This is a genomic window from Clostridium sp. ZS2-4, assembly GCF_026719745.1.
Taxonomy (GTDB): Bacteria; Bacillota; Clostridia; order Clostridiales; family Clostridiaceae; genus Clostridium_H.
Map to the genome: position 1 here is coordinate 1 of NZ_JAPPRQ010000045.1, position 22506 is coordinate 22506.

Here is a 22506-nt window from a genome sequence, read left to right on the forward strand (position 1 = left end):
ATAGATTCTTTTGAGAATGTAATTTTACTCATATTAAAGACCTCCATATTTAATGATAATTATACATAAAAAAGCACCTATAAACTAGACACTTTTTTTAGTGTCCAATCTATAGGTACCATTTTAAATTTAGCTATCTGTTTTATCTTTTATAATCTAAAGCCAGGTATATAATTAATCCTAAAAAGGATTAAGCCTTTTTATATAAGAATCTTATTAAATATATTGCTTATTACTATTAAATTGTGAGAAGTATATAGTTGTAGTAAATCTTTAATATAAAATCTCAAATTTTAAAAATCTTTGCCTTTATAAACTATAACATTTGATGTTAATCCTTTTATTATATTATATACAATATATATGAAATAATAACTGATGAAAAAAATATTTATATAAATATTTTTGATTTTAAAATAAATAATTTAAAATATTAGAATGAAAATAGATAGAAAAAGTTAAATGTACCATGTAGGTTGGAGGAGGGAAAGCAGGGATATGATTTTTGATAAGGAAAGATTATTAATAAAAATTGAATGTAAGAAAGATATACATAAGTTTGTAAAAGTAGAATGGAATAATAAGGTGATTGTTAATTTGATTGATTATATATATTACATTAACAAATGTGACAAAAACATGAAGTAATAGTATAATAAAACAAATATATAGAAAGACATTTTATAAAAGATATATATTTTTAAAGAATATATGTGTATAGAAAATAGAATGTATTTTCTATATAAAAAATATGTGAATATATAAATATTGGTTCAAATTGAAGGTTAAATCAATATTTTATTAAAAATAAATTAAATTGTTTGTATAACAATTATTAGGATTGATTCGGATTTTAAGCAAGGGAGGGATAGAGATATGGCGAAAAATAAATATTATGCTGTTAAGAAGGGAAGAAAAACAGGAATATTTAATAGCTGGGAAGAGTGTAAAAAACAGATTGAAGGGTTTAGTGGGGCGATTTATAAAGGGTTTGCAAGCTATGAGGATGCATATAATTTTGTTAATGGAGAAATTAAGAATAAAGTTACACATAAAAAAAATATAAAGCAAATAGAAGCATATGTTGATGGTAGTTATTTTGAAGAATATAATAAATACTCTTATGGGTGTGTTATTTTAAAGAAAGATGAAGTAATTAAGCTTTCAGGTATTGGAGAAAATGAAAACTATGTAGTTATGAGAAATGTAGCAGGAGAACTACTTGGTGCTATGAAAGTTATTGAATGGGCATATGAGAATAATTATGATTTAATTACTATTCACCATGATTATGAGGGAATTGAACGATGGGCTAATGGTAGTTGGAAAGCAAATAAGCAAGGAACAAAAGAATATGTAGAATTTATAAGGAAATATAGACAATATTTAAAAATCCAATTTAAAAAAGTTAAAGCTCACTCAGGTAATGTTTATAATGATGAAGCTGACAATTTAGCTAAACAAGCTATATTAGGTGAAATAAAAGAAAGTATTATAGAAGAAAAAGCTTTTGATGAGAGAATTAAAGTGTTCGATAAAGTTATGAGTAGCAAAGATAGAACAAAAAACTCTATAGAGTTTATATTTAAACAATATAGAATTTCAGAAAGTAAATTAAAAAAGTTTGTTAAAGAGATTTGGGTTTTAAAAGGTAATGATAAGAACGAAATTGATAGTATAAATTTAGAAGTTGATATACAAAATTCAAAAATAGAGTGGAGCATTAAGACTAAAGAAGGAAAAAATCAAGAATTTAAAATTTATATATAATTACAGGAATTTGATTAAATTATAATAAAAGGGGGATAATAATGAGTAAAGAATACAATAATCTAAATCTTAAAAGAGAGAATATAATAAATGAAATAAATAAATTTTGCTCTATTAACTTTAATGAGTTTAGAGTTAATAAAAGTTTTGAACCAAAAGGTGGAACAAGAAAAAGAATTAATATTGACGCAGATGCAAAATGTTTTTATATAGACTTTCATTTTAATGGTAATGGGTCTACTACAATAGAAGATTTTGGTGGAAAAGAAGTAGAACTAAAAAAGAAATTAGCTTATTTTATAAAAAATGAAAGTAGTTGTAAAATGGATGATGATTCAAAGAATAAGTGGTTTGTTGTAAGAAATTTAGAAAAGAGTGATTTTGAGTCAATATTAGAATTAATAGAAGAAAGTGAATGGTACAAAGAAACAATTGAATGTAAAGATTATTCAGATAAAAAGTTATATAAATATAAAGGGAAATATAGTGAAAATTTAACTATAGAGTATTATAAAACAGGAACTGTAGTTATGAAAGGTAGACCATTATTATTATTTAATGAGGTTATGGTAATGTTAACTCAATTAGTAGATTTAGAGGACATACCAAAAACATTTAATAATTACTATAAAATGGAAATAAAAAAAGATGATATCGAGACACAGTATGAAATAAATCTATCAAACTCATATGATAAGCATCCTATAAAATTGAAAAAAGTGTTATTACAAGCAATTTATAATAATAATTTAGAAGGAGATATGTTTGAATATACATTCTTACCATTTCCAGCTTTAAGGGCTTTAGAAGGACATCTTAAATACATAGTAAGCAACTATTCAATAAAGTTAGAAAAAGGCAGGATTGGTAGTATATTTAAAGAACAAAATTATGGTTTAAGTCAAGAGTGTAAGGAGAAAATAGCTGATACTAAAAAAATTAAATATTTAGAAGATGCATATAAACATTATAGAAGGCATAGACATAGTTTATCACACTGGGATGATTTTGATAGTCCTTTAGATACAACAAGGATAATCGAAAGCATAAGTGAAGCAAAACAGTTGATTATTGACACATTATCATTAATTGATGGATATTATATATTGTAAATTATAGTATAGTATAGTATAATTATATATTACTATTAATCTAATAGAAAGGAGTTAACAATAATGGGAAAATATGAAATCATTGAAATTAACCATAATCAATATGAATTTATAATATTTTCAGAATCATATGAAACTCCTTTGTTGTATTTAGATGAAATATGTGATGAACTTAAGAATTATAATGTCCATAAATGCAAAGTGATATTTGATATGTTGTTAAATATGGGGAATACATCTGAGCGGTATGCAGAAGTGATATTTGATGGTGGAAAATTTATAAATGCTACATTTCAGTATATAAAGATAGACAGAAGAGATAAATTAAGAAAAAAAGCAATAGAGATTTTAAAAGAAAAACCTTATATTTTAGAGGATTCAATTTTAAATTCGGTTCAAAAGAAAATGATTAATAAAGGAATAGTTATATAAGATAATAGGAGAGTGTATGCTCTCCTATTATTAATTTAGGATAATATTTTATAACTACATATTTAAGATTTTATATTAAATCTCTATGTATATTTTTTTGCGAGTAGATTGTTGACGCTGAACCGTATAATAAATCAAAAAAAGTATCTACCAAAACAGGTAGGTACTTTTTTATGTTAAAAAAAGGATTATATGTTGACAAACCTGTACGTACAAGATATAATTAACTCATAAACAACATGTACGTACAAGTAACGGTAATAAGAAAACGTTTTACAAAAGGTAACTTATTAAGATTTTATAAGGAAAATATAAGTTAGGAGGTATTATATATGGGTAAATTTTCTAATGAAGCACAGGAATTATTAGAGCATATCGGAGGAAAAGAGAATATTTCCGCTGTATCACACTGTGCAACTCGTATGCGTTTTGTATTAAATGATAATAAGAAAGCAGATGTTGAAAAGATCAGAGCAATAAAATGTGTAAAAGGAACTTTCACACAGGCAGGTCAATTTCAAGTAATAATTGGAAATGAAGTAGCTACTTTCTACAATGATTTTTCAGAAGTATCTGGTGTAGAAGGGGTAAGTAAGGATGCTGCCAAGAATACAGCAAGACAGAACATGAATGTAGTGCAAAATTTAATTTCGCATTTAGCTGAAGTTTTTACACCATTGATTCCAGCTATCGTAGTTGGAGGTTTGATACTAGGTTTCCGCAATATAATTGGGGACATTAAGTTAGTAGAAGAAGGTACTAAGACGTTAATTCAGGTTTCTCAATTCTGGGCTGGAGTTCATAGCTTCTTATGGTTGATTGGCGAAGCTATATTTGCTTTCTTACCAGTAGGAATTACATGGTCTATAACTAAGAAAATGGGAGCAACTCCAATATTAGGAATTGTACTAGGTATTACACTTGTATCACCACAGTTATTAAATGCTTATGCAGTAGCAGGAGCTAAAGAAATTCCTGTATGGGATTTTGGATTTGCTCAAGTTAAGATGATAGGTTATCAAGCACAGGTTATACCAGCAGTACTAGCAGGACTTGTTTTTGCTAAGCTAGAACTTAGTTTGCGTAAAGTTGTACCAGAATATATTTCAATGATTGTAGTTCCATTCTTAGCATTAGTACCAACTGTATTATTAGCTCATACTGTATTAGGACCTATTGGTTGGAAAATTGGTTCAGCAATTTCAACTGTTGTATATGCAGGGTTAACATCAACATTTAAATGCTTATTTGCAGCATTATTTGGATTTATTTATGCACCACTAGTAATTACAGGGTTACATCATATGACAAATGCTATTGATTTACAATTAATGAGTCAGTTTAAAGGAACTAACCTTTGGCCAATGATTGCATTATCTAATATTGCTCAAGGTTCAGCAGTACTAGCAATAATTTATTTAAATAGAAAAAATGAAGAAGAAAAACAAGTATCTATTCCAGCAGCAATTTCATGTTACTTAGGTGTAACTGAACCAGCTATGTTTGGTATTAACTTAAAATATATATACCCATTCTTAGCAGCTATGATTGGTTCTGCAATTGCAGCTGTGATATCTGTAGGTAGTGGAGTTATGGCTAACTCAATTGGAGTTGGAGGATTGCCAGGTATCTTATCAATTAAACCTCAATATATAATGCCATTCCTTTTGGCAATGGTAGTTGCGATTGTTGTACCTTTTGTATTAACAATTGTATTCTCTAAGAAGAACATAGCAGTGAATAAAGAAAAGATATTAAAAATGTAATATATATAATTATGAGGGAGATTTCAAATTTCTCTCTTTTCTTTTGTATAGTTTAAAAGGAGTTGGTTTTATGAAAGATTTTAAAAAGAGTGTAGTCTATCAAATATATCCTAAATCATTTAATGATTCTAACGGAGATGGCTTTGGGGACTTAAAAGGTGTTACAGAAAAATTGGACTATTTAAAAACATTAGGTGTAGATTATATTTGGTTAACTCCTTTTTATGTTTCGCCTCAAAATGACAATGGTTATGATGTTGCAGATTATTGTAATATTGATCCTAGATTTGGAACCATGGAAGATTTTAAAGAAATGGTACAAGAAGCTAATAAATGTGGTATTGATATTATGCTGGATATGGTATTTAATCATACATCTACAGAACACCAATGGTTTAAAAACGCAATAGATGGGAATGAAAAATATAAAAATTATTATATTTTTAAACAATCTAAATGCGGAAAAGAGCCAACAAATTGGATATCAAAGTTTGGTGGTTCGGCTTGGAAATATGTAAAAGAGTTTGATGAATATTATCTGCATTTGTTTGACGTGACTCAGGCGGATTTGAATTGGGAAAATGAAGAAGTCAAAAAAGAAGTTTTTGAAATTGTGAACTTCTGGATTGAACAAGGAGTAAAGGGTTTTCGTTTAGATGTTATTAATTTGATTTCAAAACCAGATAAATATGAAGATGATTATGAAGGGGATGGACGCCGCTTTTATACAGATGGTCCTCGTATTCATAAGTATTTGAAAGAATTAAATAGAGAAACCTTTGGCAAACATGAGGATATTATTACAGTTGGTGAAATGTCATCAACAACAATTGATAACTGTATAAGATATTCAAACCCAGAAGAAAAAGAGTTATCAATGGTGTTTAATTTCCATCATCTAAAAGTTGATTATAAAGATGGAGATAAGTGGACTTTAATGGATTTTGACTTTAAACAATTAAAAGAGATTTTATCAAAATGGCAGGTGGAAATTCATAAAGGGGGAGGCTGGAATGCATTATTCTGGTGCAATCATGACCAACCGAGAATTGTGAGTAGATTAGGAGATGATAAATTATATCATAAGGAATCAGCCAAAATGCTGGCAGCTACAATTCACATGATGCAAGGAACACCGTATATCTATCAAGGTGAAGAAATAGGAATGACTAATCCTAATTTTGATGATATTCATGACTATAAGGACGTTGAAGTATTAAATATTTTTGAAATTATGAAAAAGCAAGGAATGGATGAACAAACAATAATGAATATTATTAAGAGTAAATCAAGAGATAACTCTAGAACACCAATACAGTGGGATTCAAGTAAGGGAGCAGGATTTACTGCAGGAACACCTTGGATTAATTTAGCATCAAATTATAAAGAAGTAAATGTTGAAAATGCATTAAAGGACAAAGATTCTATTTTCTATTATTATCAGAAACTGATTAAATTAAGAAAAGAATTTGATATTATCACCTATGGAGATTATAAATTAATCTTAAAAGAGCATGAAGATATATTTGCTTATATAAGAGAGTATAAGAATGAAAAACTATTAGTGATAAGTAACTTTTATGGAAAAGAAACTATGTTTCAATTGCCAGAAGCTTTAAATTTTGATGAATATAAAAGTGAGATTTTAATATCTAATTACAAAGATTCCTCAAGTGAATTTAAAGAAGTTAAATTAAGATCTTATGAATCTATAGTTTATCACCTTGAGAAATAATTTTTGAAGTGATAAAATATTCGTGGTGATAAACGATGAATAGTAAGTATTTAAGTATTTATAATGAAATAATTAATGAAATAAAAAATGGTAAAATTAAGCCTGGTGTCAAGCTTTCATCTGAAAATGATTTAATGCAAGAATATAATGTATCTAGGGATACAGTAAGAAAGGCATTAAATTTATTGGAACAGGATGGATATATTCAGAAAATCAAAGGTAAGGGTTCTTTTGTATTAGATATTAACAAGTTCGATTTTCCAGTTTCAGGTTTGGTCAGCTTTAAAGAGTTATCTGAAAAAATGGGAGAAAAGTCCAAGACAATTCTTCAGGAATTAGAATTAATTAAGCCAGATAAATTTTTAATGAAGCAGTTAAATGTATCAAAGAAAGACCAAATATGGAAGGTTATAAGAGTAAGAGAAATATCAAATGAAAGAATTATCTTAGATAAAGATTTTATTAATACCAGTTTTGTACCCTTATTAACTAAGGATATTTGCGAAGATTCAATATATGAATATATTGAAAAGGAGCTTGGACTTGAGATTAGTTTTGCCAAAAAGGAAATTATAGTAGAACAAGCTACTGAAGAGGACAAAGAACTTTTAGATTTAAAAAATTATAGTATGATTGTAGTTGTAAAAAATCATGTTTATTTAAATGATGCAAGTTTATTTCAATATACTGAGTCCAGACATAGACCAGATAAATTTAGATTTGTAGACTTTGCTAGAAGAAAATAGTGTATGTTGAAGATATACTCATATTGTTAAAAGGAGCGGTCTTTTCTAATGATTTTTAGATGATTAGAAAAGACCGTTCCTTTTATTTATAACATGAAAGAAAAATCATAAAGCTTTAATACTTTTCAGTTTTTAGGTATTCTCCTAGTTAAACTTCATAAGCAACACTTTTTATAACTATATCTAATTCCTGCATTAGTTCTATAATTGTATCTATTTTTGCTTCATTTTTACTTTTTATTATTTTTACGTCAGGACGAAGAGGAAAATTTGGATAAATCTTTTGAACTAAAGCGATGTCATCATTGCTTAATTTCACCAAAGAACCTTCAGGATAAGGAATTATAACCTCAGCAAAAGCTTTCACCATTTTATAATCAAATTGAGTTTGCCCACTTCCTAAAATATACTCAACAGCTTCATTTGGACTTAAAGCTCTTCTATAAGGTCTATCAGATGTTAATGCATCATATACATCTGATATAGAAACAATTTTGGATAATTTACTTATACGTTCATTTGCCCTACCTTCAGGATAACCACTTCCATCAACTTTTTCATGGTGATGAAGAACTATTACTCTTGATGGAGAAGATAGATCCAAACTCCCTTTTAAATAATCATATCCTTTAGTTGTATGTTCTTTTATTATTTGAAATTCCTCACTAGTTAAAGGAGTGGGCTTATTTAATATTGGCTTTGGTATGAAAATTTTGCCGATATCATGAAGAAGAGCACCAACACACAAATCCAATAGTTCAGATTTTTTTAACTGAAGCTGAACTCCTAATATAAGAGAAAGAACAGCTACATTTACGCAGTGTTGGTAAGTGTAATTATCCATACTTTTAATATCCACTAAATTAATCATTATGTTTTTCTTTGATAATATTTCGTCTAATAACTCTTCTGCAATTTGATTTATTGAATTGAAGTATTCTTCACGTTCTTTTAAAAGAGCTTTCTTGGATTTTGTTGGGTTGAAATTGATATTGTATTTTTCAAGACTTGAAAAGCTTTCTTTTAATATTTTAATAGATTTTTGACGTATTTCAGGCTTTATTACATCTGCTACCTCTACTTTACTATATTCATCATTTATATACAGAGAAAAAATCTTAATACGTTTTATTTTTCTTAAAAGATTTTGATTAAGCTGAACTCCCTCTCTAAGAAGTACTCGTCCATTATCATCAAAGATGGTTTTAGCCAGATAAGCCCCTTCTTTTATGCATTCGATTGGTACAACCCTCATATTATAACACACCTTTACATATAATATTATAACTTGTGTTTATAACCAGCATGTATAAAAAATATTAACAATATATAGTTTGTATTGTTAATATTATCCATATCTTAATTATATAACATTTTTCAATGAATAAGAATTATTTTAATAAAAATGTTTATTTAAACAAAAGATTATTTTCTAATGAAATGATTATAATCTTTAAGCATTTTAAAATAATAATGTGACAAATTCCAAAAAAAATTGACAACCGAACATTTGTTCGGTATAATATGAATTATAAACGAATTTGGGTATTCTTAAAGATGGGGGTATATTTATGCAAATAACTGGCAATTTCTTTGTAAGAATTAATTATTCCATAGAAAAAAGTAATTCAGATGAAAAATGTACAAGAGCATATATAAGAAAGGTAACAAATGAAAAAAAAGAAAAGTATTTAATAGGTGGAGGATATTTCAATAAAGATAGAGGCTCATTTATGTTTAAAGCTAGAGACTTGAAAGAGGCAAACGAAATAGCTCAAAATAATATATTTGTAAAAAATAAAGTATATAAGTATGAGTTGATTATTTTGGATGAGAAAATTCCAGTTACATAATATAAGTGTAATTATAACAATAGATTTATAAATCAATCTGTTGTTTTTTTGATATAATAAAATAAAAAAGGTTTGGAAAGAAGGGGAAATTATGAGAGCAGAGATATTAGCTGTAGGAACAGAATTATTGTTAGGAAATATAGTAAACACCAATGCTCAATATATAGCTAAACGTTTAGCAGATTTAGGTATAGAAGTATACCATCAAGCAGTAGTTGGAGATAATCCTAAAAGATTGATGGACGCTTATACAGCAGCTTTTGGAAGGGCTGATTTAGTAATTACTACGGGGGGGCTTGGACCTACAAAAGATGATCTTACAAAAGAGGTAGCATTTGATTATTTCGGTAAAGAAGCTGTTTTGCATAAAGATATTTTAGATAAGATTGAAGAATATTTTATAAAAATAAATAGAAATATGGTAGAAAGCAATAAAAAGCAAGCTTACTTTCCCATGGATGCTTTAATATTAGAGAATAATCATGGAACTGCACCTGGTTGTATAATAGAAGATAGTAATAAAATATTGATAGTACTTCCAGGACCTCCAAGAGAAATGAAGCCTATGTTTGAGGAAGGTGTTATTTCATATCTAATGAAATATCAAGAAGGAATATTGGGTTCCAAGGTTTTAAGAGTTATAGGATTAGGGGAAAGTGCTGCTGCAGAAATGATAGAAGACATAATAGATAATGGTAAAAATCCTACTATAGCAACTTATGCCAAAGAATCAGAAGTTACCATAAGAATAACAGCAAAAGCTAATACAGAAGAAGAAGCTGAAAGTTTAATTACACCTGTAGAAGAGGAAATAAGAAGAAGATTAGGAATTGCTGTGTATGGAGAAGGAGAAGCTCAAATAGAAGAGGTTGTTGGTAAAATACTTATAGAAAATAAACTAACTATATCAACAGCAGAATCATGTACAGGAGGACTTTTGGCAGGTAAAATAATTAATTATCCAGGAATTTCAGAGATTTTCAAAGAAGGAGTCATAACATACTCTAATGAATCTAAAATGAAGAGACTTAAAGTAAAAAAAGAAATTTTAGATAAGTTTGGGGCGGTAAGCAGTCAAGTAGCAGCAGAAATGGCAGAAGGTATTGCTAAAGCAGCAGGTACGGATATAGGAATTTCCACTACTGGTATTGCTGGACCACAAGGTGGAAGTGATGAAAAGCCAGTAGGGCTTGTATATATAGGACTTTATATAAAAGGAGAAATAAAAACTAAAGAACTTCATTTGGTTGGAGATAGACAAAAGGTGAGAAATACTGCAGTGATTAGAGCTATAGAATGGCTAAGAAGAGAACTTTTAAGAGGAATATTAAATGACAAATAACAATATAGGAAATTTTGCTATTTTTATGATATTGTAAAAATAACCAAAACATATGATATAATATAGGTTGTATGTGTACTTATATTTAATTTTAGAGGTCTACCAGTTATAAAAAATAGTAAAAGGAGACTTGAAAAATGAATACTGTTATTGTTGTAGATTCAAGTTGTGATTTGCCACTGCAATTTATTCAGGAAAACAATATACCCGCATTAGGACTTATCTGTCACCTGGATGGCGAAGAATATACAGATGATTTTGGTAAAACATTAACATATGAATATTTTTATGAGAGGCTTAGGGTAGGTTCTATACCAACTACTTCTCAAATAAATGTATATAGATTTGAGGAACTATTCAAAAAATATGTTAAAGAAGGAAAAGCTATAATTTATTTGGCTATGTCATCAGCAATAAGTGGCTGTTATGGTAGTGCGGTTATTGCAAAACAATTAGTAGAAGAAGAATTTAAAGAGGCTGATATAACTGTCATAGATACAAAATGTGCAAGTATAGGTGAAGGAATAATTGTTCATCAAGCTTATGAAATGCTAAAAGATGGATCAACTAAAGGAGAAATTGTAAATTGGGTTGAAAAAAATAAATTAAAGGTACAACATTGGTTTAGTGTAGAGGATCTTATGTATTTGAAAAAAGGAGGAAGACTTTCTGCAGCTAAGGCTAATATAGGAACGCTGCTTCAAATGAAACCTATACTATCTGTAGATAAAGAAGGTAGTCTTAAAAATACAAACAGTGTACGGGGTAGGAAAAAGGCGATAAAAAGTTTATTTGACAAGTTTGAAGAAAATATGATTTTAGATGAGACTACTATTATAGGGATAAGTCATGGGGATTGCCTTGAAGATGCATTATATCTAAAAGATATAATTCTTGAAAAATATAAGGATAAAAAAATAATTATAAATCATGTAGGGCTGGTAATTGGATCTCATACTGGACCTGGTATTCTTTCAGTATGTTTTATTGGTAAAGATAGAGCTATATAATAGAAGTTCCTTAAAGTATTTTGTATATTAACAATATAGAATTTGATAAACAGTAAGGATTAAATAAGAATGTTATTTCTTGTTTAATCCTTTTTTGTCATATAGGAATTCAAAAGTTTTTCATGATAAAATATATTCCTTTATTATTTGGTTATTAAATGTATAAAGCGTTGATTTAGAATATTGACAATACAATATAAAGGTGATATTATATACGTGTACTTAAACAACATACAAACGTTCGCGTTTGAAGGACATCATGTGAGGGGGCTTTATATATGAAGAAAATAGGACTTTTGCCCAAACTGATTATTGGTATAGTTTTTGGTATTATTATTGGGGCAATATCAAAAGCTACAGGGGCATATTTTATCTCAAGGATATTTGTAACTTTTTCAACTATATTCGGAAGTTTCTTAAGTTTTATAATACCGTGTATTATAATTGGCTTTGTTGCACCTGGTATAGCGGATTTAGGAAAGGAATCGGGCAGATTGCTTGCCATAACGGCGGGAATAGCTTATTTTTCTACAGTAGTTGCGGGAACTGTAGCATATTTATTTGGGGCAGCTATTCTTCCTAAATTTATAAAAGTTGCTCAGGCAGCAGATAAAGCGGGAATAGATTTGCAGCCTTATTTTAGTATTAAGATTGATCCGGCAATGGGGGTTATGACTGCACTTGTTATGGCATTTATGTTGGGGCTTGGAATGTCATATATTAAAGGCAAGACATTATTTAATACAATGAAGGATTTTCAGGATGTTGTAGCATTAGTAGTTAAAAACGTTATTATACCTTTTGTTCCTGTGTATATAACAGGCATATTTATAAAATTAACTGCAGCAGGAGAAATATTTAAGACTTTAAAGGCATTTTCATCTGTGTATGCAATATTATTATTGCTTCAAGTGGCTTATATATTCATGCAATATGGGGTAGCGTGGGTTGTAAGTGGAAAAAGACCTTTAAAAGCTATAAAGAACATGATTCCAGCGTATTTTACTGCTTTAGGAACTCAATCTTCTGCAGCAACTATACCTGTAAATCTTCAGTGTGTGAGAAAAAATGAGGTTTCTGAGGATATAGCAGATTTTGTTGTTCCATTGGGTGCAACTATTCATCTTGCTGGAGATACTATAACTTTAGTTTTGGCATCTATGGCAGTTATGCTTATGAATGGTCAAACTCCTACTTTTGCAGGAATGTTTTCATTTATACTTATGTTGGGAGTAACTATGGTAGCAGCACCTGGAATACCTGGAGGAGGAGTAATGGCATCATTAGGACTTCTTCAAGATATGCTAATGTTTAATCCAGCTCAGCAAGGGCTTATGATTGCACTACATGCAGCACAAGATAGTTTCGGTACAGCAACAAATGTTACTGGAGACGGGGCAATAGCAATCATGGTTGATTCAATAGCTAAGAAACGTAGAAATAAAATGAAAGCTAGGTTTACTGAAGTAAAAGCACAAGAAGTGTAATAAAAAACATTAGAAACACATACGTGAATGTAAAAAAAATTCATGTATGTGTTTTTTATAGTATAGAGGCAAAATCTTTATATCCTACAAAAATTATAAGTAATAATAGTAATATAGTAAGAAGTTTTGATAGTTTTATTCTATTATCCAAGTTTTTTACATCTGATGAAAGTATAGATTCTTTAGATGATATATCTCTCATAATGTTAATCACCTCTTAATTAAAAAATAATTATCTAATATCAATTTTATAGTTTTGTTAAGAGGAGAGTGTGACAAAATGGTAACAATATGGAGTTTATTTCTTCATATTTAAGGCAGCAATTTATTAAAATTTATCATCCCAGAACCTTGGAGAGCTTTAGGAATATTAAGTAAATTACAAGATAGTTTTAATAAAGAGACTACGTCATTATAGGTTAAATCGGGATTATTTTCATATAATAAGGCACAAATCCCACTTACATAAGCAGCAGCGCATGATGTGCCTGAATATGTGGTATAAGGTCTTTCAATAGGATGTGGATATAGTTTCTGGCCATTCCTTTCTGATATATAGGAGATATTTGAATTTAATGAGCATATGTGTGCACAAGCGGCACATAAATCGGGCTTTTCAAACTTGCTATTTGGAGAAGAAGAAGAACCCACATAAGCCTTTTTATTTGAAGTAGTATCAATACCACCAACAGTTAAGCAATTTTTAAGCAAAGCAATTCCTCTCATTGAATTTTCTACATTGGTATTATGCCCACTTGGAACAATTATAATTATATTTTTTCCTATGGCCATATCAAAAAGTTTAGAAAATAATGAAAGTACAAATTCATCATAATCTATTAACTCAAAAGGAAGACATAGTATCTTAATATTATATTTTTCACTTTCTGATATTAAAATTTCAATAGCAGATAAAATGCTTGATATATATCCTCTACCTAAACTGTTAAATGCTTTTATCATATATACATTACTTTTTTCAGCTATACCTTTATACATTCCTTTTGAGCAATAACCGCTAGAGGCTATAACACCACTTATAAAGGTACCGTGACCATTATCATCGTAAGGATAATTACAATTATTTATAAGATCCACAAATTTTGTTATTCTATTGTTTGGCTTTTTCAAATCTGGATGAGGATATACTCCACTATCTACTATTCCAATACATACTCCCTTACCTGTTAATTTATATTTTCCTTCAAAAGTTATACCATTGGCAGATAATATACTGATGCCGCACAAAAAAGCATAATTATCGAAGGTTATATAATCTATTTCTGGGTATTCTGTAAGCTTTTCGATTATTCGAGAAGAAAGAATGCAACAAATGCATCCTATAGAAGGTATTGAACTTATAATTTCGCATTTATATCCTTTAATTTTATTTTCTATTCTTTCTTGAAGTGATTTACAATGGATTATAACCCTATATTTTTTGTATATATCTTTTTTTATTGCATTTTTTAAGTTAGTATCAAGTTTGTTTTTTATAGAAAACATAGATACCCTCCTGACGAAATACTCTATTATATAATATAGTTTTAATAATAAATAAATGTTAATAAAATATTAGAAGAGGATATGACAGGTTATAGTTAAATTTGTATATATGATATAATTATGAATGAAAAAGATACTTTGCTTCTGAGAATTATTTAAGGAGATGGTTATAACGTATAAGGAAAAAATAAAGAGCTTTTTTTACAGATTAACAGGATATGTTTATATTCCAGACAGTTTGAAAAGCGATAAACAAAACACATTGCTTCATATTTCAGACACACCAGAAAAATTTTTTCCTGCCTTAAAAAAAATTATAAATACTTTGGCTCCAAATTATATAGTTCATACAGGAGATTTAGTAGATAATATAAAATTAGAGATATATCCAGCTTCTATAAGTAGATATGAAAAAAGAGTGAAAATACTGCTTGATATTTTAGAACAATCTAATGCAAAAGATATATATCTATGTGTAGGTAATCATGATAATAAGTATATACTTGAAAAAATATCTAAAAGAAGTAATATTATAGAAGGGTATAAAAAAATAAATGTTAATAATTTGGAGTTTACAGTAAGTCATTTTTCCAGAGAAATATTAAACTTTCCATCAAAATATAATTTGTTTGGACATGATTTAAGTGTAAACAATATAGAACAATATAATCAAATATATTTAAACGGTATTATAAGTATAAATGTGATAGATTTAGATACAGGAAAAATATATAATTTGCCCTATCCTTTTGGAACAGATGAAAACAGGTTGGGAAGAGGAAAGGCGGGGTTTTAACAGGGGAGGTTTATAAATGTTTTCATTAGTAAGAGGCGGTCCTAAGATACTTATTATGGAAAGCAATAATATGACAGAATTGTTGACTTACTTAAAAATAACAGCAAAATTTAAAGAATGTGATTTTAATTTTGCTTGTGATAATTCAGGGGAAGATTGTACTATTCTTTTTTTAACAAATAGAATAAAAGAAGTAGTAAAAGAAGAAGATATACAGCATGTTTTAATTGCTGAAACTCAACCGGATATTTTACTTTGCAATATGATTAGTGAAGGTAAAATTAATCTTGTAAATAATTCAAGGCTGGCACCAAGAATTATTGTTATCAGAGCAATAGGAGATACTGAAAAAATATTAGAAGAGATTCAAATGGAACACAAGGGTCAAATTGGAAAATTCAATAATATATTAAGCGAAAATAATAACAAAGGGAATATAATAATCCTATCTGAGAATAGATTAAATAGTGATGTAAGATTATCTAATGCTTATGAAAAAGGAGTATATGTAGAAGAGGGATATTATTCTTTAATTAAAAGTCTGAGAACTCATGCTTTAAGATATATAAATGAAGCTATGGGTAATAAGGATTGGTATGAACTTGAAATAAGGATTTATGACAGGTATGGGGAATATAAGCTTCAGTATGATAGACTTGTAAGAGTGATTGACAGTTTGGAACTGGGGGTAATTTTAGGGGAAGCATGGGGAAAAGATTATCCTAGATTTCTTATGAGTATAGAGGTATATAGATTAAGATTATTTACAGTTTCTGACCCTAAGTATATAAAAAAGGTACTATTAGCATTAGAATATTTAGAAGATGGAACTAGAACGGTTGACTATGATCTTTACTATAATAGAAAAAAGATAAATTGGACTGATGTTTTAGAAGATAGATCTGTGGGAAGAAACAAATTAGGAGATGAATATAGAAAGAATATATTTTCAAATTTATCTAGAGAAGAAGCATTAAAAATTCATAAAATAGAAGAGCAAATTTTAGAAACACGAAAATAAAAAGAACCAGCAATAGTTTGGTTCTTTTATCGTTTCCATTGAAAAACTATGATTCCTGCTATCATGATAACAATACCCAATATTTCATTTGTACCAAAGTGAATTTTTTTAGATTCAAATAATCCCAAAGCATCAATTAAACCAGCTGCTAAAAGCTGAGATACTAATATTGCTGATATGGCATAAGTTGCACCTAATTGTTGTATTCCATTCATTACAGTGAAAATAATTATAACCCCTAAAGGACCACCAAGAAGATATAATTTATTTGAAGAACTTAAATTTTTAAAATTTCCATTGCCTAAAAAAAATAGTATTGCCAAGGTTAAAATAAATCCTATTCCTTGAACCAATACATTAGTTTCCCATAAACCAATCTTTTCGCCAAGTCTAGTATTGAATACACCTTGAAGACTCATAGCAATACCAGCAACAATTGATGAAATTAGTCCAAACATAAAAATCACCTTCCAAAAATATTGTACCCTAAAATCTAGATAATATTATTTTGGAAGATTAAATATGTACGCTATAAAGATTAATAACCTGTATCTTGCCTTTGGTGGTTAATATTATTTTTTTCGAAATAGGCATTTTCTATTTCTTCAGAAGTAAAGCCTAGATTTTTTCCTAAGCATAAAAAATCTTCAAATAAAGTTTTATAATTATCTTTAGAAGAGCAGACAACAAAATCATTAATGTCTATATATATATTAATAAATGTTTCTGTTAAATCATTGACATCATTTCGCATTGTGAGCTCAAGGTTCACATAATCTTTTTCAAGACCTAAACTTAAGATGAAATGAAGACAATCCACGTATTCTTCTAATATTATACTCTTACTTGAAGGACCTTTAACGCTCCAAAATTTAAAACAGCGAGTTTCATTAGCAAGTTCGCTAATTTCCACTTGTAGAGCTAGAACTTTTTTTGAAAATAATGATTCATTATGTAAATTATGTTCAACAATGATTCTTTCGTCCAGATTGCGTTGAAGTTGGAAGAGTTTATTAAGATTCATTTAATAATTCCGCCTTTCTTAAATCGGGTATAAGTATCAATTATAAATATATTCTATATTATTTTCAGAAATATTAAAAGATTACCAAATCGTTTACATTAAATTTTTGTAAAAAAATAAATCAGTAACCCCAAATTTGCAACTGATTTATTATAGATTATGTTATTTTAATATTCCCTCAATGGATAAGTTTTAATTAAAATTTCTTTTTTATTATTAATTGGTTTCCAAAGTTCAAGTCTATTTATCTTTGCAAAATCATAATACATATCTTCATTCTTGGTGGTTAAAGCTACTGGTGCTTCGTTACCTAAGGATTTACGGATAGAATAATTTGAATTTGCTAAAGATATATGAAGGTTGTTTTCATATTTTTCTTTTACGGTAAAACCACTTAAAGCAAGTGTTTCTGTAATATTTCTGGCAATTCTTATTATGTACCCTTTATTTTCCACCTTCAAATTAACAGTTCTTGAAGATTTATCCAAATAAATTTTAGGATTGATTTGAATTTTAAAATTTTTATATGGAGCTAGAGTATCCATAACTATTTTATTAAATTTATCCATATTAGGATCTATTATGGTTTGTATAGGTACATGAAACTTTTGGTTAGATTTATATAGTTTGTATTTTTTACATAAGTTTTGTTGAGTTGATTCAATAAAGGTATTTGATTTAGTATCAAACAATGCAACTAAATGGTATTTCATTTTAATCCCCCGACATATTGATTTTTTATGTTATTATATCATATTTGCAGAAATTGTACATTTTTTTGAGAAGTAAGTACAATTTCATAACTATAATACCTTATTTTAATAGTATGATTTCTGTATAAAATTTTATTCAAAACTAATAATAAGTAAGAACTATTTAAAACTATATTGAGGAGGTAAGTGGTATGAACTACAACAACAGTATAGGATGCACAGTATCAGAATGTAAATATCATTCTGGCGGTGAAAATTATTGTACTTTACAAAAAATTAATGTTGTTAAGCATGCAAATATGGCAAATACAGTTGAATGTACTGATTGTGGAAGCTTCCAAAAAAAATAAAAAATAGAATCTGGAGTAAATTCCAGGTTCTATTTTTTATCCAATAATATTATTCAAATACTATAAAATGGTTTATGAAAAGGATTACTAACACTGATTAATGGTATTGTTGGTTACTAGTATGTAAAGTATCCAAAAAAACTATATTGTAATATATAAAAATAAGTATTAAAAATATCAATGATTATGTTATAATTAAATTTGTGAAAATATGTGGTTAATTTAAAGTAGTAAAATTGTATGGATTAAAAAAATAATAGTAAGGATGGATAATTATATGGAAAAACTCATTATTGATGGAGGATACCCTCTAAATGGCGATATTGAGATTAGTGGAGCTAAAAACGCAGCAGTGGCTATTTTACCAGCTACTATAATGGCTGGTAATGGTGTTTGTATTGTAGACAACATACCTGATATTAGTGACACAAAGTGTATAGAAAGAATTATTGAAAGTCTTGGAGCAAAAGTAAGTAGAAACAAGACGACTGTTACAATAGATAGTACATGCATAAATAGCATTGATGCAAATACAGAAGATGTTAGAAAAATGAGAGCCTCTTATTATTTAATAGGAGCATTACTTGGAAGGTTTAAAAAGGCCAGGGTTGAAATGCCAGGTGGATGTGCCATAGGGGTTAGACCTATAGACCAGCACATAAAGGGATTTGAAGCTTTAGGTGCTAAGGTTAAAATTGAACATGGTGCAGTAGTTGCAGAAGCAGAAAGATTAGTCGGTACAAATATATATTTCGATGTAGTTAGTGTTGGTGCAACCATAAATGTTATGTTGGCAGCTACTTTTGCTGAGGGTAAAACTATACTTGAAAATTCAGCAAAAGAGCCTCATATTGTAGATGTAGCTAACTTTTTAAACTCTATGGGAGCTAATATTAAGGGCGCAGGAACTGATGTAATTAAAATTACTGGTGTTAAGGAATTAAAAGGATGCAATTATAGTGTAATACCAGATCAGATTGAAGCAGGTACATATATGATGGCTGCAGCAGCCTGTGGAGGTAAAGTTAATATTAATAATGTAATTCCTAAACATTTAGAATCAATTTCAGCAAAACTTATAGAAATGGGCGTTAAAGTAACAGAAAGAGAAGATAGTATAACGATAGAAAGCTCAAATGATTTAAGGGGAGTAAATGTAAAAACTCTTCCATACCCAGGATTCCCAACAGATCTTCAGCAACCGATGACAACACTCTTGAGTGTGTCAAAGGGTAGAAGCATAGTTAATGAAAGTATATGGGAAAGTAGATTTAAACATGTAGATGAATTAAAGAAAATGGGAGCTAAAATAGGTGTGGAAAATAATTTAGCTATCATAGAAGGTGTAGAAGAACTTACTGGTGCAAAAGTGATAGCTACAGACTTGAGAGCAGGGGCAGCTATGGTTATAGCAGGAATGATTGCTAAGGGTATAACTGAAATAGGAGAGATTGATCATATTGATAGGGGTTATCCACATATAGAAGAAAAATTTAATTCATTAGGAGCTAGAATAAAGAGAGTGAATATAGATTAGTAAAACAGTATTTATTACTGAAGGGTAATATAGAGTACTAATTTATAGACATAAAACTTTAAGATTGGAGAATATTATAATGATATTTTGTCCTTTATATAGTGGGAGCAGCGGAAATAGTGTATTTATTTCCTCACAATGTGGTAGTGTTTTAGTGGATGCTGGATTACCAGGAAAGAGTATTGAGAAAGCATTAAAGGATATAGATAAAGATGCTGCTAAAATAGATGGGATATTTGTTACCCATGAACATATTGACCATGTTAAAGGCGTAGGGGTAATGTCAAGAAGATATGATATACCTATATATGCAAATGAACTGACTTGGAAAGGGATGGCTAAGAATATAGGTAAGATTAAAGAAGAAAATATAAGAATAATAGATAAAGATAGTATAGAGATAAAAGATATGAATATATCTTGCTTTCACATACCTCATGATGCTGCCGAACCTATGGGATATACTGTGTCCTGTGACAATAAAAAAGTTAGTGTAGCCACTGACTTGGGACATTTTTCAACAGAAGTTGAAAATGCGATTAAAAATTCGGATGTTGTATTATTGGAAAGCAATCACGATGTAGAGATGTTGAAATTTGGACCATATCCATATCCGCTAAAAAGAAGAATACTAAGTGATATTGGGCACTTATCCAATGAAGCTTGTGGTGAAGCAATAGTAAGTATGATGAAATACAATACAAAAAGAGTTATTTTAGGACATTTGAGTAAAACGAATAATTACCCGGAACTTGCTTATGAAACAGTAGTTAGCGTATTAAGAGAAAATGGAGTAAAATTAGATGAAGATATAAGCATATATATGGCAAAAAGAGATATGCCTAGTAACTATTTTGAGTTTTAGGGGGTTATTATGAGGAAAATATATAAGTGTTTTTTAATTATGCTTGCAATTATAAGTTTAGCTACACTTGTAGGGTGTGGAAATGAAAACAAGGCAAATGCAAACAATGCTGAAAAGATAAAAAAGTTGAAATTAGCTAATTCAGATGATGATTCTCTTAATCTAAATATATATTTTGATGCATCGAAAAACGAAAATGAAGTTCAGGTTGCAAGGGAAGAAAGAATAATACAAAAGGATGAACTTATAGGCGAAATTATAATGCAGCAACTTATAAAGGGGCCTTCTGTTAAAAGCAAAGCAAAACCTGTATTTCCTAGCAATACGAGAATTTTAAGTTTTTCTATTAAAGATAATATTGCATATGTTAATTTAAGTTCAAATGCTAGGTGCGAAATGACTTCAGCTAGAGAAGAAGCGTGTCTAAGAAGTATAGCTTTGTCATTAGCTGAATTACAATCTATTCATAAAGTTAAAATTTTAGTTGAAAATAAAAATATTGAATCTTTAGGTGGAAATTTTAATATATCTAAACCTTTTAATAATGATGGTATAAATTTTATAAAAATAAAAAAGAAATAGGACATAGCCAGAGTTTAAGATTCGTAAAAAGTATAGCATTGAAAAAAGAATAAATGTTTATTATAATATTATGAGATTATAGTTTAATATAGTGCAGAAGGAGAATGGAAAATGAGTTTATATAAAGATTGGACAGACATGGTTATTGATTATGTGAAGAATAAAGGTGAAGCAGAGTTTTGGAAAGAATATGGCGAAATGGAAAAGAAGATATATACAGGTGTATTGGCTAATCATAAAGAAGTTGTTAAAGGAAAGGTAGAAGATTTAGCTAAAGTATACAATACTCCTATAAATTTTTTCATGGGATTTTTAGATGGAATCAATGAGAGTCTTGTAGAAACATTAGACATAGAAAATGTTGAAGCTGATACAGAAGTTGAGCTAAATATAGATTTAGAAAAATTATATTTTAATATGCTAGATGCCAAAGCTGATTATCTATATGAACTTCCACAGTGGGATGGAGTGTTTTCAGCAGAAAAGAGAAAAGAAATAACAAAAGCTTGGAGAGCATCTAAAACAATAGTTAAAGAAAATAAAATAGGAAGAAATGATCCTTGTATATGTGGAAGTGGTAAAAAATACAAAAAGTGCTGCGGAAAAAACGCGTAATATAAGAAAAGTGCGAAGCACTTTTTAGTAGCCAGTGACCAGTAACCAGTAGCCAGAAAAAAGAAGATTAAAAATTTTAAATTCAGTAAAAATAAACATAAAAAAGAGCAAGGATATAGAAATTCTCTATGTTCTTGCTCTTTCTTTTATTTAAGTTTAGGTTTTGCCTTAGCAAAACTTCCTCTACTGGTTACTGGCTACTGTGCACTGGTTACTAGAATAATGTTGCGTCGCAACATTATTC

At 28.8% G+C, this 22506-nt stretch carries 24 protein-coding genes; 18 read left to right on the forward strand and 6 right to left on the reverse strand.

From position 1 onward, the window contains the following. The first annotated feature begins 498 nt into the window (after positions 1–498). From OIO11_RS08110 to treR, 7 genes are all read left to right on the forward strand, one after another. Positions 499–648, forward strand: a complete 150-nt coding sequence (locus OIO11_RS08110; protein WP_268070944.1) for a hypothetical protein — start codon at positions 499–501, stop codon at positions 646–648. Positions 649–876: 228 nt separating this feature from the next. Continuing rightward, positions 877–1770 (forward strand): ribonuclease H family protein, encoded by an 894-nt coding sequence (locus tag OIO11_RS08115; RefSeq protein WP_268070945.1) that lies wholly within the window; start codon positions 877–879, stop codon positions 1768–1770. 41 nt (positions 1771–1811) lie between these two features. Then, positions 1812–2882 (forward strand): type II toxin-antitoxin system RnlA family toxin, encoded by a 1071-nt coding sequence (locus tag OIO11_RS08120; RefSeq protein ID WP_268070946.1) that lies wholly within the window; start codon positions 1812–1814, stop codon positions 2880–2882. Positions 2883–2945: 63 nt separating this feature from the next. After that, positions 2946–3314, forward strand: coding sequence for a type II toxin-antitoxin system RnlB family antitoxin (locus tag OIO11_RS08125; protein WP_268070947.1), 369 nt, complete (start codon positions 2946–2948; stop codon positions 3312–3314). 332 nt (positions 3315–3646) lie between these two features. Next, the gene (gene treP / locus OIO11_RS08130) at positions 3647–5080 is read left to right on the forward strand and encodes a PTS system trehalose-specific EIIBC component (protein WP_268070948.1); all 1434 of its coding nucleotides are present in this window, start codon (positions 3647–3649) and stop codon (positions 5078–5080) included. A 70-nt stretch (positions 5081–5150) separates the two neighbouring features. After that, positions 5151–6815 carry an alpha,alpha-phosphotrehalase gene (treC, locus tag OIO11_RS08135; protein WP_268070949.1) on the forward strand — a complete coding sequence of 555 codons (1665 nt, stop codon included), beginning with the start codon at positions 5151–5153 and terminating at the stop codon, positions 6813–6815. Positions 6816–6850: 35 nt separating this feature from the next. Then, positions 6851–7561, forward strand: coding sequence for a trehalose operon repressor (treR, locus tag OIO11_RS08140; RefSeq protein ID WP_268070950.1), 711 nt, complete (start codon positions 6851–6853; stop codon positions 7559–7561). A gap of 148 nt (positions 7562–7709) precedes the next feature. Here treR and OIO11_RS08145 read toward each other — a convergent pair whose 3' ends face one another. Continuing rightward, positions 7710–8816: an HD-GYP domain-containing protein gene (locus OIO11_RS08145; RefSeq protein ID WP_268070951.1), complete on the reverse strand. Its 1107-nt coding sequence runs from the start codon at positions 8814–8816 to the stop codon at positions 7710–7712. A gap of 316 nt (positions 8817–9132) precedes the next feature. Between OIO11_RS08145 and OIO11_RS08150 the strand changes: the two genes are divergently transcribed. From OIO11_RS08150 to OIO11_RS08165, 4 genes are all read left to right on the forward strand, one after another. Further along, positions 9133–9414: a hypothetical protein gene (locus OIO11_RS08150; protein WP_268070952.1), complete on the forward strand. Its 282-nt coding sequence runs from the start codon at positions 9133–9135 to the stop codon at positions 9412–9414. 91 nt (positions 9415–9505) lie between these two features. Next, entirely contained in the window at positions 9506–10756 is a 1251-nt protein-coding gene (locus tag OIO11_RS08155; RefSeq protein ID WP_268070953.1) for a competence/damage-inducible protein A, read from the forward strand. Between the two features lie 137 nt (positions 10757–10893). Further along, positions 10894–11766, forward strand: a complete 873-nt coding sequence (locus OIO11_RS08160; protein ID WP_268070954.1) for a DegV family protein — start codon at positions 10894–10896, stop codon at positions 11764–11766. A gap of 278 nt (positions 11767–12044) precedes the next feature. Then, complete coding sequence (locus OIO11_RS08165) at positions 12045–13253, forward strand: dicarboxylate/amino acid:cation symporter (RefSeq protein ID WP_268070955.1); 1209 nt, start codon at positions 12045–12047, stop codon at positions 13251–13253. A 55-nt stretch (positions 13254–13308) separates the two neighbouring features. On the opposite strand, the gene OIO11_RS08170 is transcribed toward OIO11_RS08165, so the two are convergent. Both OIO11_RS08170 and OIO11_RS08175 read right to left on the reverse strand, forming a co-directional pair. Continuing rightward, positions 13309–13455: a hypothetical protein gene (locus tag OIO11_RS08170; RefSeq protein ID WP_268070956.1), complete on the reverse strand. Its 147-nt coding sequence runs from the start codon at positions 13453–13455 to the stop codon at positions 13309–13311. Positions 13456–13565: 110 nt separating this feature from the next. Beyond that, complete coding sequence (locus tag OIO11_RS08175; RefSeq protein WP_268070957.1) at positions 13566–14759, reverse strand: S8 family serine peptidase; 1194 nt, start codon at positions 14757–14759, stop codon at positions 13566–13568. A 163-nt stretch (positions 14760–14922) separates the two neighbouring features. Between OIO11_RS08175 and OIO11_RS08180 the strand changes: the two genes are divergently transcribed. Continuing rightward, the gene (locus OIO11_RS08180) at positions 14923–15555 is read left to right on the forward strand and encodes a metallophosphoesterase (RefSeq protein WP_268070958.1); all 633 of its coding nucleotides are present in this window, start codon (positions 14923–14925) and stop codon (positions 15553–15555) included. 16 nt (positions 15556–15571) lie between these two features. Beyond that, a complete protein-coding gene (locus tag OIO11_RS08185) occupies positions 15572–16576 on the forward strand; it encodes a hypothetical protein (RefSeq protein ID WP_268070959.1) in 1005 nt (334 codons plus the stop codon). A 26-nt stretch (positions 16577–16602) separates the two neighbouring features. Here OIO11_RS08185 and OIO11_RS08190 read toward each other — a convergent pair whose 3' ends face one another. The 3 genes from OIO11_RS08190 to OIO11_RS08200 form a co-directional block, all read right to left on the reverse strand. After that, the gene (locus tag OIO11_RS08190) at positions 16603–17034 is read right to left on the reverse strand and encodes a DMT family transporter (RefSeq protein WP_268070960.1); all 432 of its coding nucleotides are present in this window, start codon (positions 17032–17034) and stop codon (positions 16603–16605) included. An 80-nt stretch (positions 17035–17114) separates the two neighbouring features. Continuing rightward, the gene (locus OIO11_RS08195) at positions 17115–17600 is read right to left on the reverse strand and encodes a dUTP diphosphatase (RefSeq protein ID WP_268070961.1); all 486 of its coding nucleotides are present in this window, start codon (positions 17598–17600) and stop codon (positions 17115–17117) included. A 167-nt stretch (positions 17601–17767) separates the two neighbouring features. Beyond that, entirely contained in the window at positions 17768–18313 is a 546-nt protein-coding gene (locus tag OIO11_RS08200; RefSeq protein ID WP_268070962.1) for a 2'-5' RNA ligase, read from the reverse strand. A gap of 191 nt (positions 18314–18504) precedes the next feature. Between OIO11_RS08200 and OIO11_RS08205 the strand changes: the two genes are divergently transcribed. The 5 genes from OIO11_RS08205 (at position 18505) to OIO11_RS08225 (ending at position 22262) form a co-directional block, all read left to right on the forward strand. Next, complete coding sequence (locus OIO11_RS08205) at positions 18505–18663, forward strand: DUF1540 domain-containing protein (RefSeq protein WP_268070963.1); 159 nt, start codon at positions 18505–18507, stop codon at positions 18661–18663. A 277-nt stretch (positions 18664–18940) separates the two neighbouring features. Then, positions 18941–20200 carry a UDP-N-acetylglucosamine 1-carboxyvinyltransferase gene (locus OIO11_RS08210; protein WP_268070964.1) on the forward strand — a complete coding sequence of 420 codons (1260 nt, stop codon included), beginning with the start codon at positions 18941–18943 and terminating at the stop codon, positions 20198–20200. Between the two features lie 79 nt (positions 20201–20279). After that, a complete protein-coding gene (locus OIO11_RS08215; protein ID WP_268070965.1) occupies positions 20280–21065 on the forward strand; it encodes an MBL fold metallo-hydrolase in 786 nt (261 codons plus the stop codon). A gap of 9 nt (positions 21066–21074) precedes the next feature. Next, positions 21075–21647: a GerMN domain-containing protein gene (locus tag OIO11_RS08220; RefSeq protein WP_268070966.1), complete on the forward strand. Its 573-nt coding sequence runs from the start codon at positions 21075–21077 to the stop codon at positions 21645–21647. A gap of 111 nt (positions 21648–21758) precedes the next feature. Then, on the forward strand, positions 21759–22262 hold the full coding sequence (locus tag OIO11_RS08225; protein ID WP_268070967.1) for an SEC-C metal-binding domain-containing protein: 504 nt from the start codon (positions 21759–21761) through the stop codon (positions 22260–22262). Positions 22263–22506 lie beyond the last annotated feature (244 nt).

Excerpts from the sequence above, each read along its gene's own strand:
- OIO11_RS08155 (WP_268070953.1), top strand. The coding sequence starts at position 9,506 with ATGAGAGCAGAGATATTAGCTGTAGGAACAGAATTATTGTTAGGAAAT.
- OIO11_RS08190 (WP_268070960.1), bottom strand. The coding sequence starts at position 17,034 with ATGTTTGGACTAATTTCATCAATTGTTGCTGGTATTGCTATGAGTCTT.
- OIO11_RS08205 (WP_268070963.1), top strand. The coding sequence starts at position 18,505 with ATGAACTACAACAACAGTATAGGATGCACAGTATCAGAATGTAAATAT.
- OIO11_RS08180 (WP_268070958.1), top strand. The coding sequence starts at position 14,923 with ATGGTTATAACGTATAAGGAAAAAATAAAGAGCTTTTTTTACAGATTA.
- OIO11_RS08175 (WP_268070957.1), bottom strand. The coding sequence starts at position 14,759 with ATGTTTTCTATAAAAAACAAACTTGATACTAACTTAAAAAATGCAATA.
- OIO11_RS08225 (WP_268070967.1), top strand. The coding sequence starts at position 21,759 with ATGAGTTTATATAAAGATTGGACAGACATGGTTATTGATTATGTGAAG.
- OIO11_RS08115 (WP_268070945.1), top strand. The coding sequence starts at position 877 with ATGGCGAAAAATAAATATTATGCTGTTAAGAAGGGAAGAAAAACAGGA.
- OIO11_RS08160 (WP_268070954.1), top strand. The coding sequence starts at position 10,894 with ATGAATACTGTTATTGTTGTAGATTCAAGTTGTGATTTGCCACTGCAA.
- treP (WP_268070948.1), top strand. The coding sequence starts at position 3,647 with ATGGGTAAATTTTCTAATGAAGCACAGGAATTATTAGAGCATATCGGA.
- OIO11_RS08200 (WP_268070962.1), bottom strand. The coding sequence starts at position 18,313 with ATGAAATACCATTTAGTTGCATTGTTTGATACTAAATCAAATACCTTT.
- OIO11_RS08210 (WP_268070964.1), top strand. The coding sequence starts at position 18,941 with ATGGAAAAACTCATTATTGATGGAGGATACCCTCTAAATGGCGATATT.
- OIO11_RS08185 (WP_268070959.1), top strand. The coding sequence starts at position 15,572 with ATGTTTTCATTAGTAAGAGGCGGTCCTAAGATACTTATTATGGAAAGC.
- OIO11_RS08120 (WP_268070946.1), top strand. The coding sequence starts at position 1,812 with ATGAGTAAAGAATACAATAATCTAAATCTTAAAAGAGAGAATATAATA.
- OIO11_RS08165 (WP_268070955.1), top strand. The coding sequence starts at position 12,045 with ATGAAGAAAATAGGACTTTTGCCCAAACTGATTATTGGTATAGTTTTT.
- OIO11_RS08145 (WP_268070951.1), bottom strand. The coding sequence starts at position 8,816 with ATGAGGGTTGTACCAATCGAATGCATAAAAGAAGGGGCTTATCTGGCT.
- OIO11_RS08215 (WP_268070965.1), top strand. The coding sequence starts at position 20,280 with ATGATATTTTGTCCTTTATATAGTGGGAGCAGCGGAAATAGTGTATTT.
- treC (WP_268070949.1), top strand. The coding sequence starts at position 5,151 with ATGAAAGATTTTAAAAAGAGTGTAGTCTATCAAATATATCCTAAATCA.
- treR (WP_268070950.1), top strand. The coding sequence starts at position 6,851 with ATGAATAGTAAGTATTTAAGTATTTATAATGAAATAATTAATGAAATA.
- OIO11_RS08125 (WP_268070947.1), top strand. The coding sequence starts at position 2,946 with ATGGGAAAATATGAAATCATTGAAATTAACCATAATCAATATGAATTT.
- OIO11_RS08220 (WP_268070966.1), top strand. The coding sequence starts at position 21,075 with ATGAGGAAAATATATAAGTGTTTTTTAATTATGCTTGCAATTATAAGT.
- OIO11_RS08195 (WP_268070961.1), bottom strand. The coding sequence starts at position 17,600 with ATGAATCTTAATAAACTCTTCCAACTTCAACGCAATCTGGACGAAAGA.
- OIO11_RS08110 (WP_268070944.1), top strand. The coding sequence starts at position 499 with ATGATTTTTGATAAGGAAAGATTATTAATAAAAATTGAATGTAAGAAA.
- OIO11_RS08150 (WP_268070952.1), top strand. The coding sequence starts at position 9,133 with ATGCAAATAACTGGCAATTTCTTTGTAAGAATTAATTATTCCATAGAA.
- OIO11_RS08170 (WP_268070956.1), bottom strand. The coding sequence starts at position 13,455 with ATGAGAGATATATCATCTAAAGAATCTATACTTTCATCAGATGTAAAA.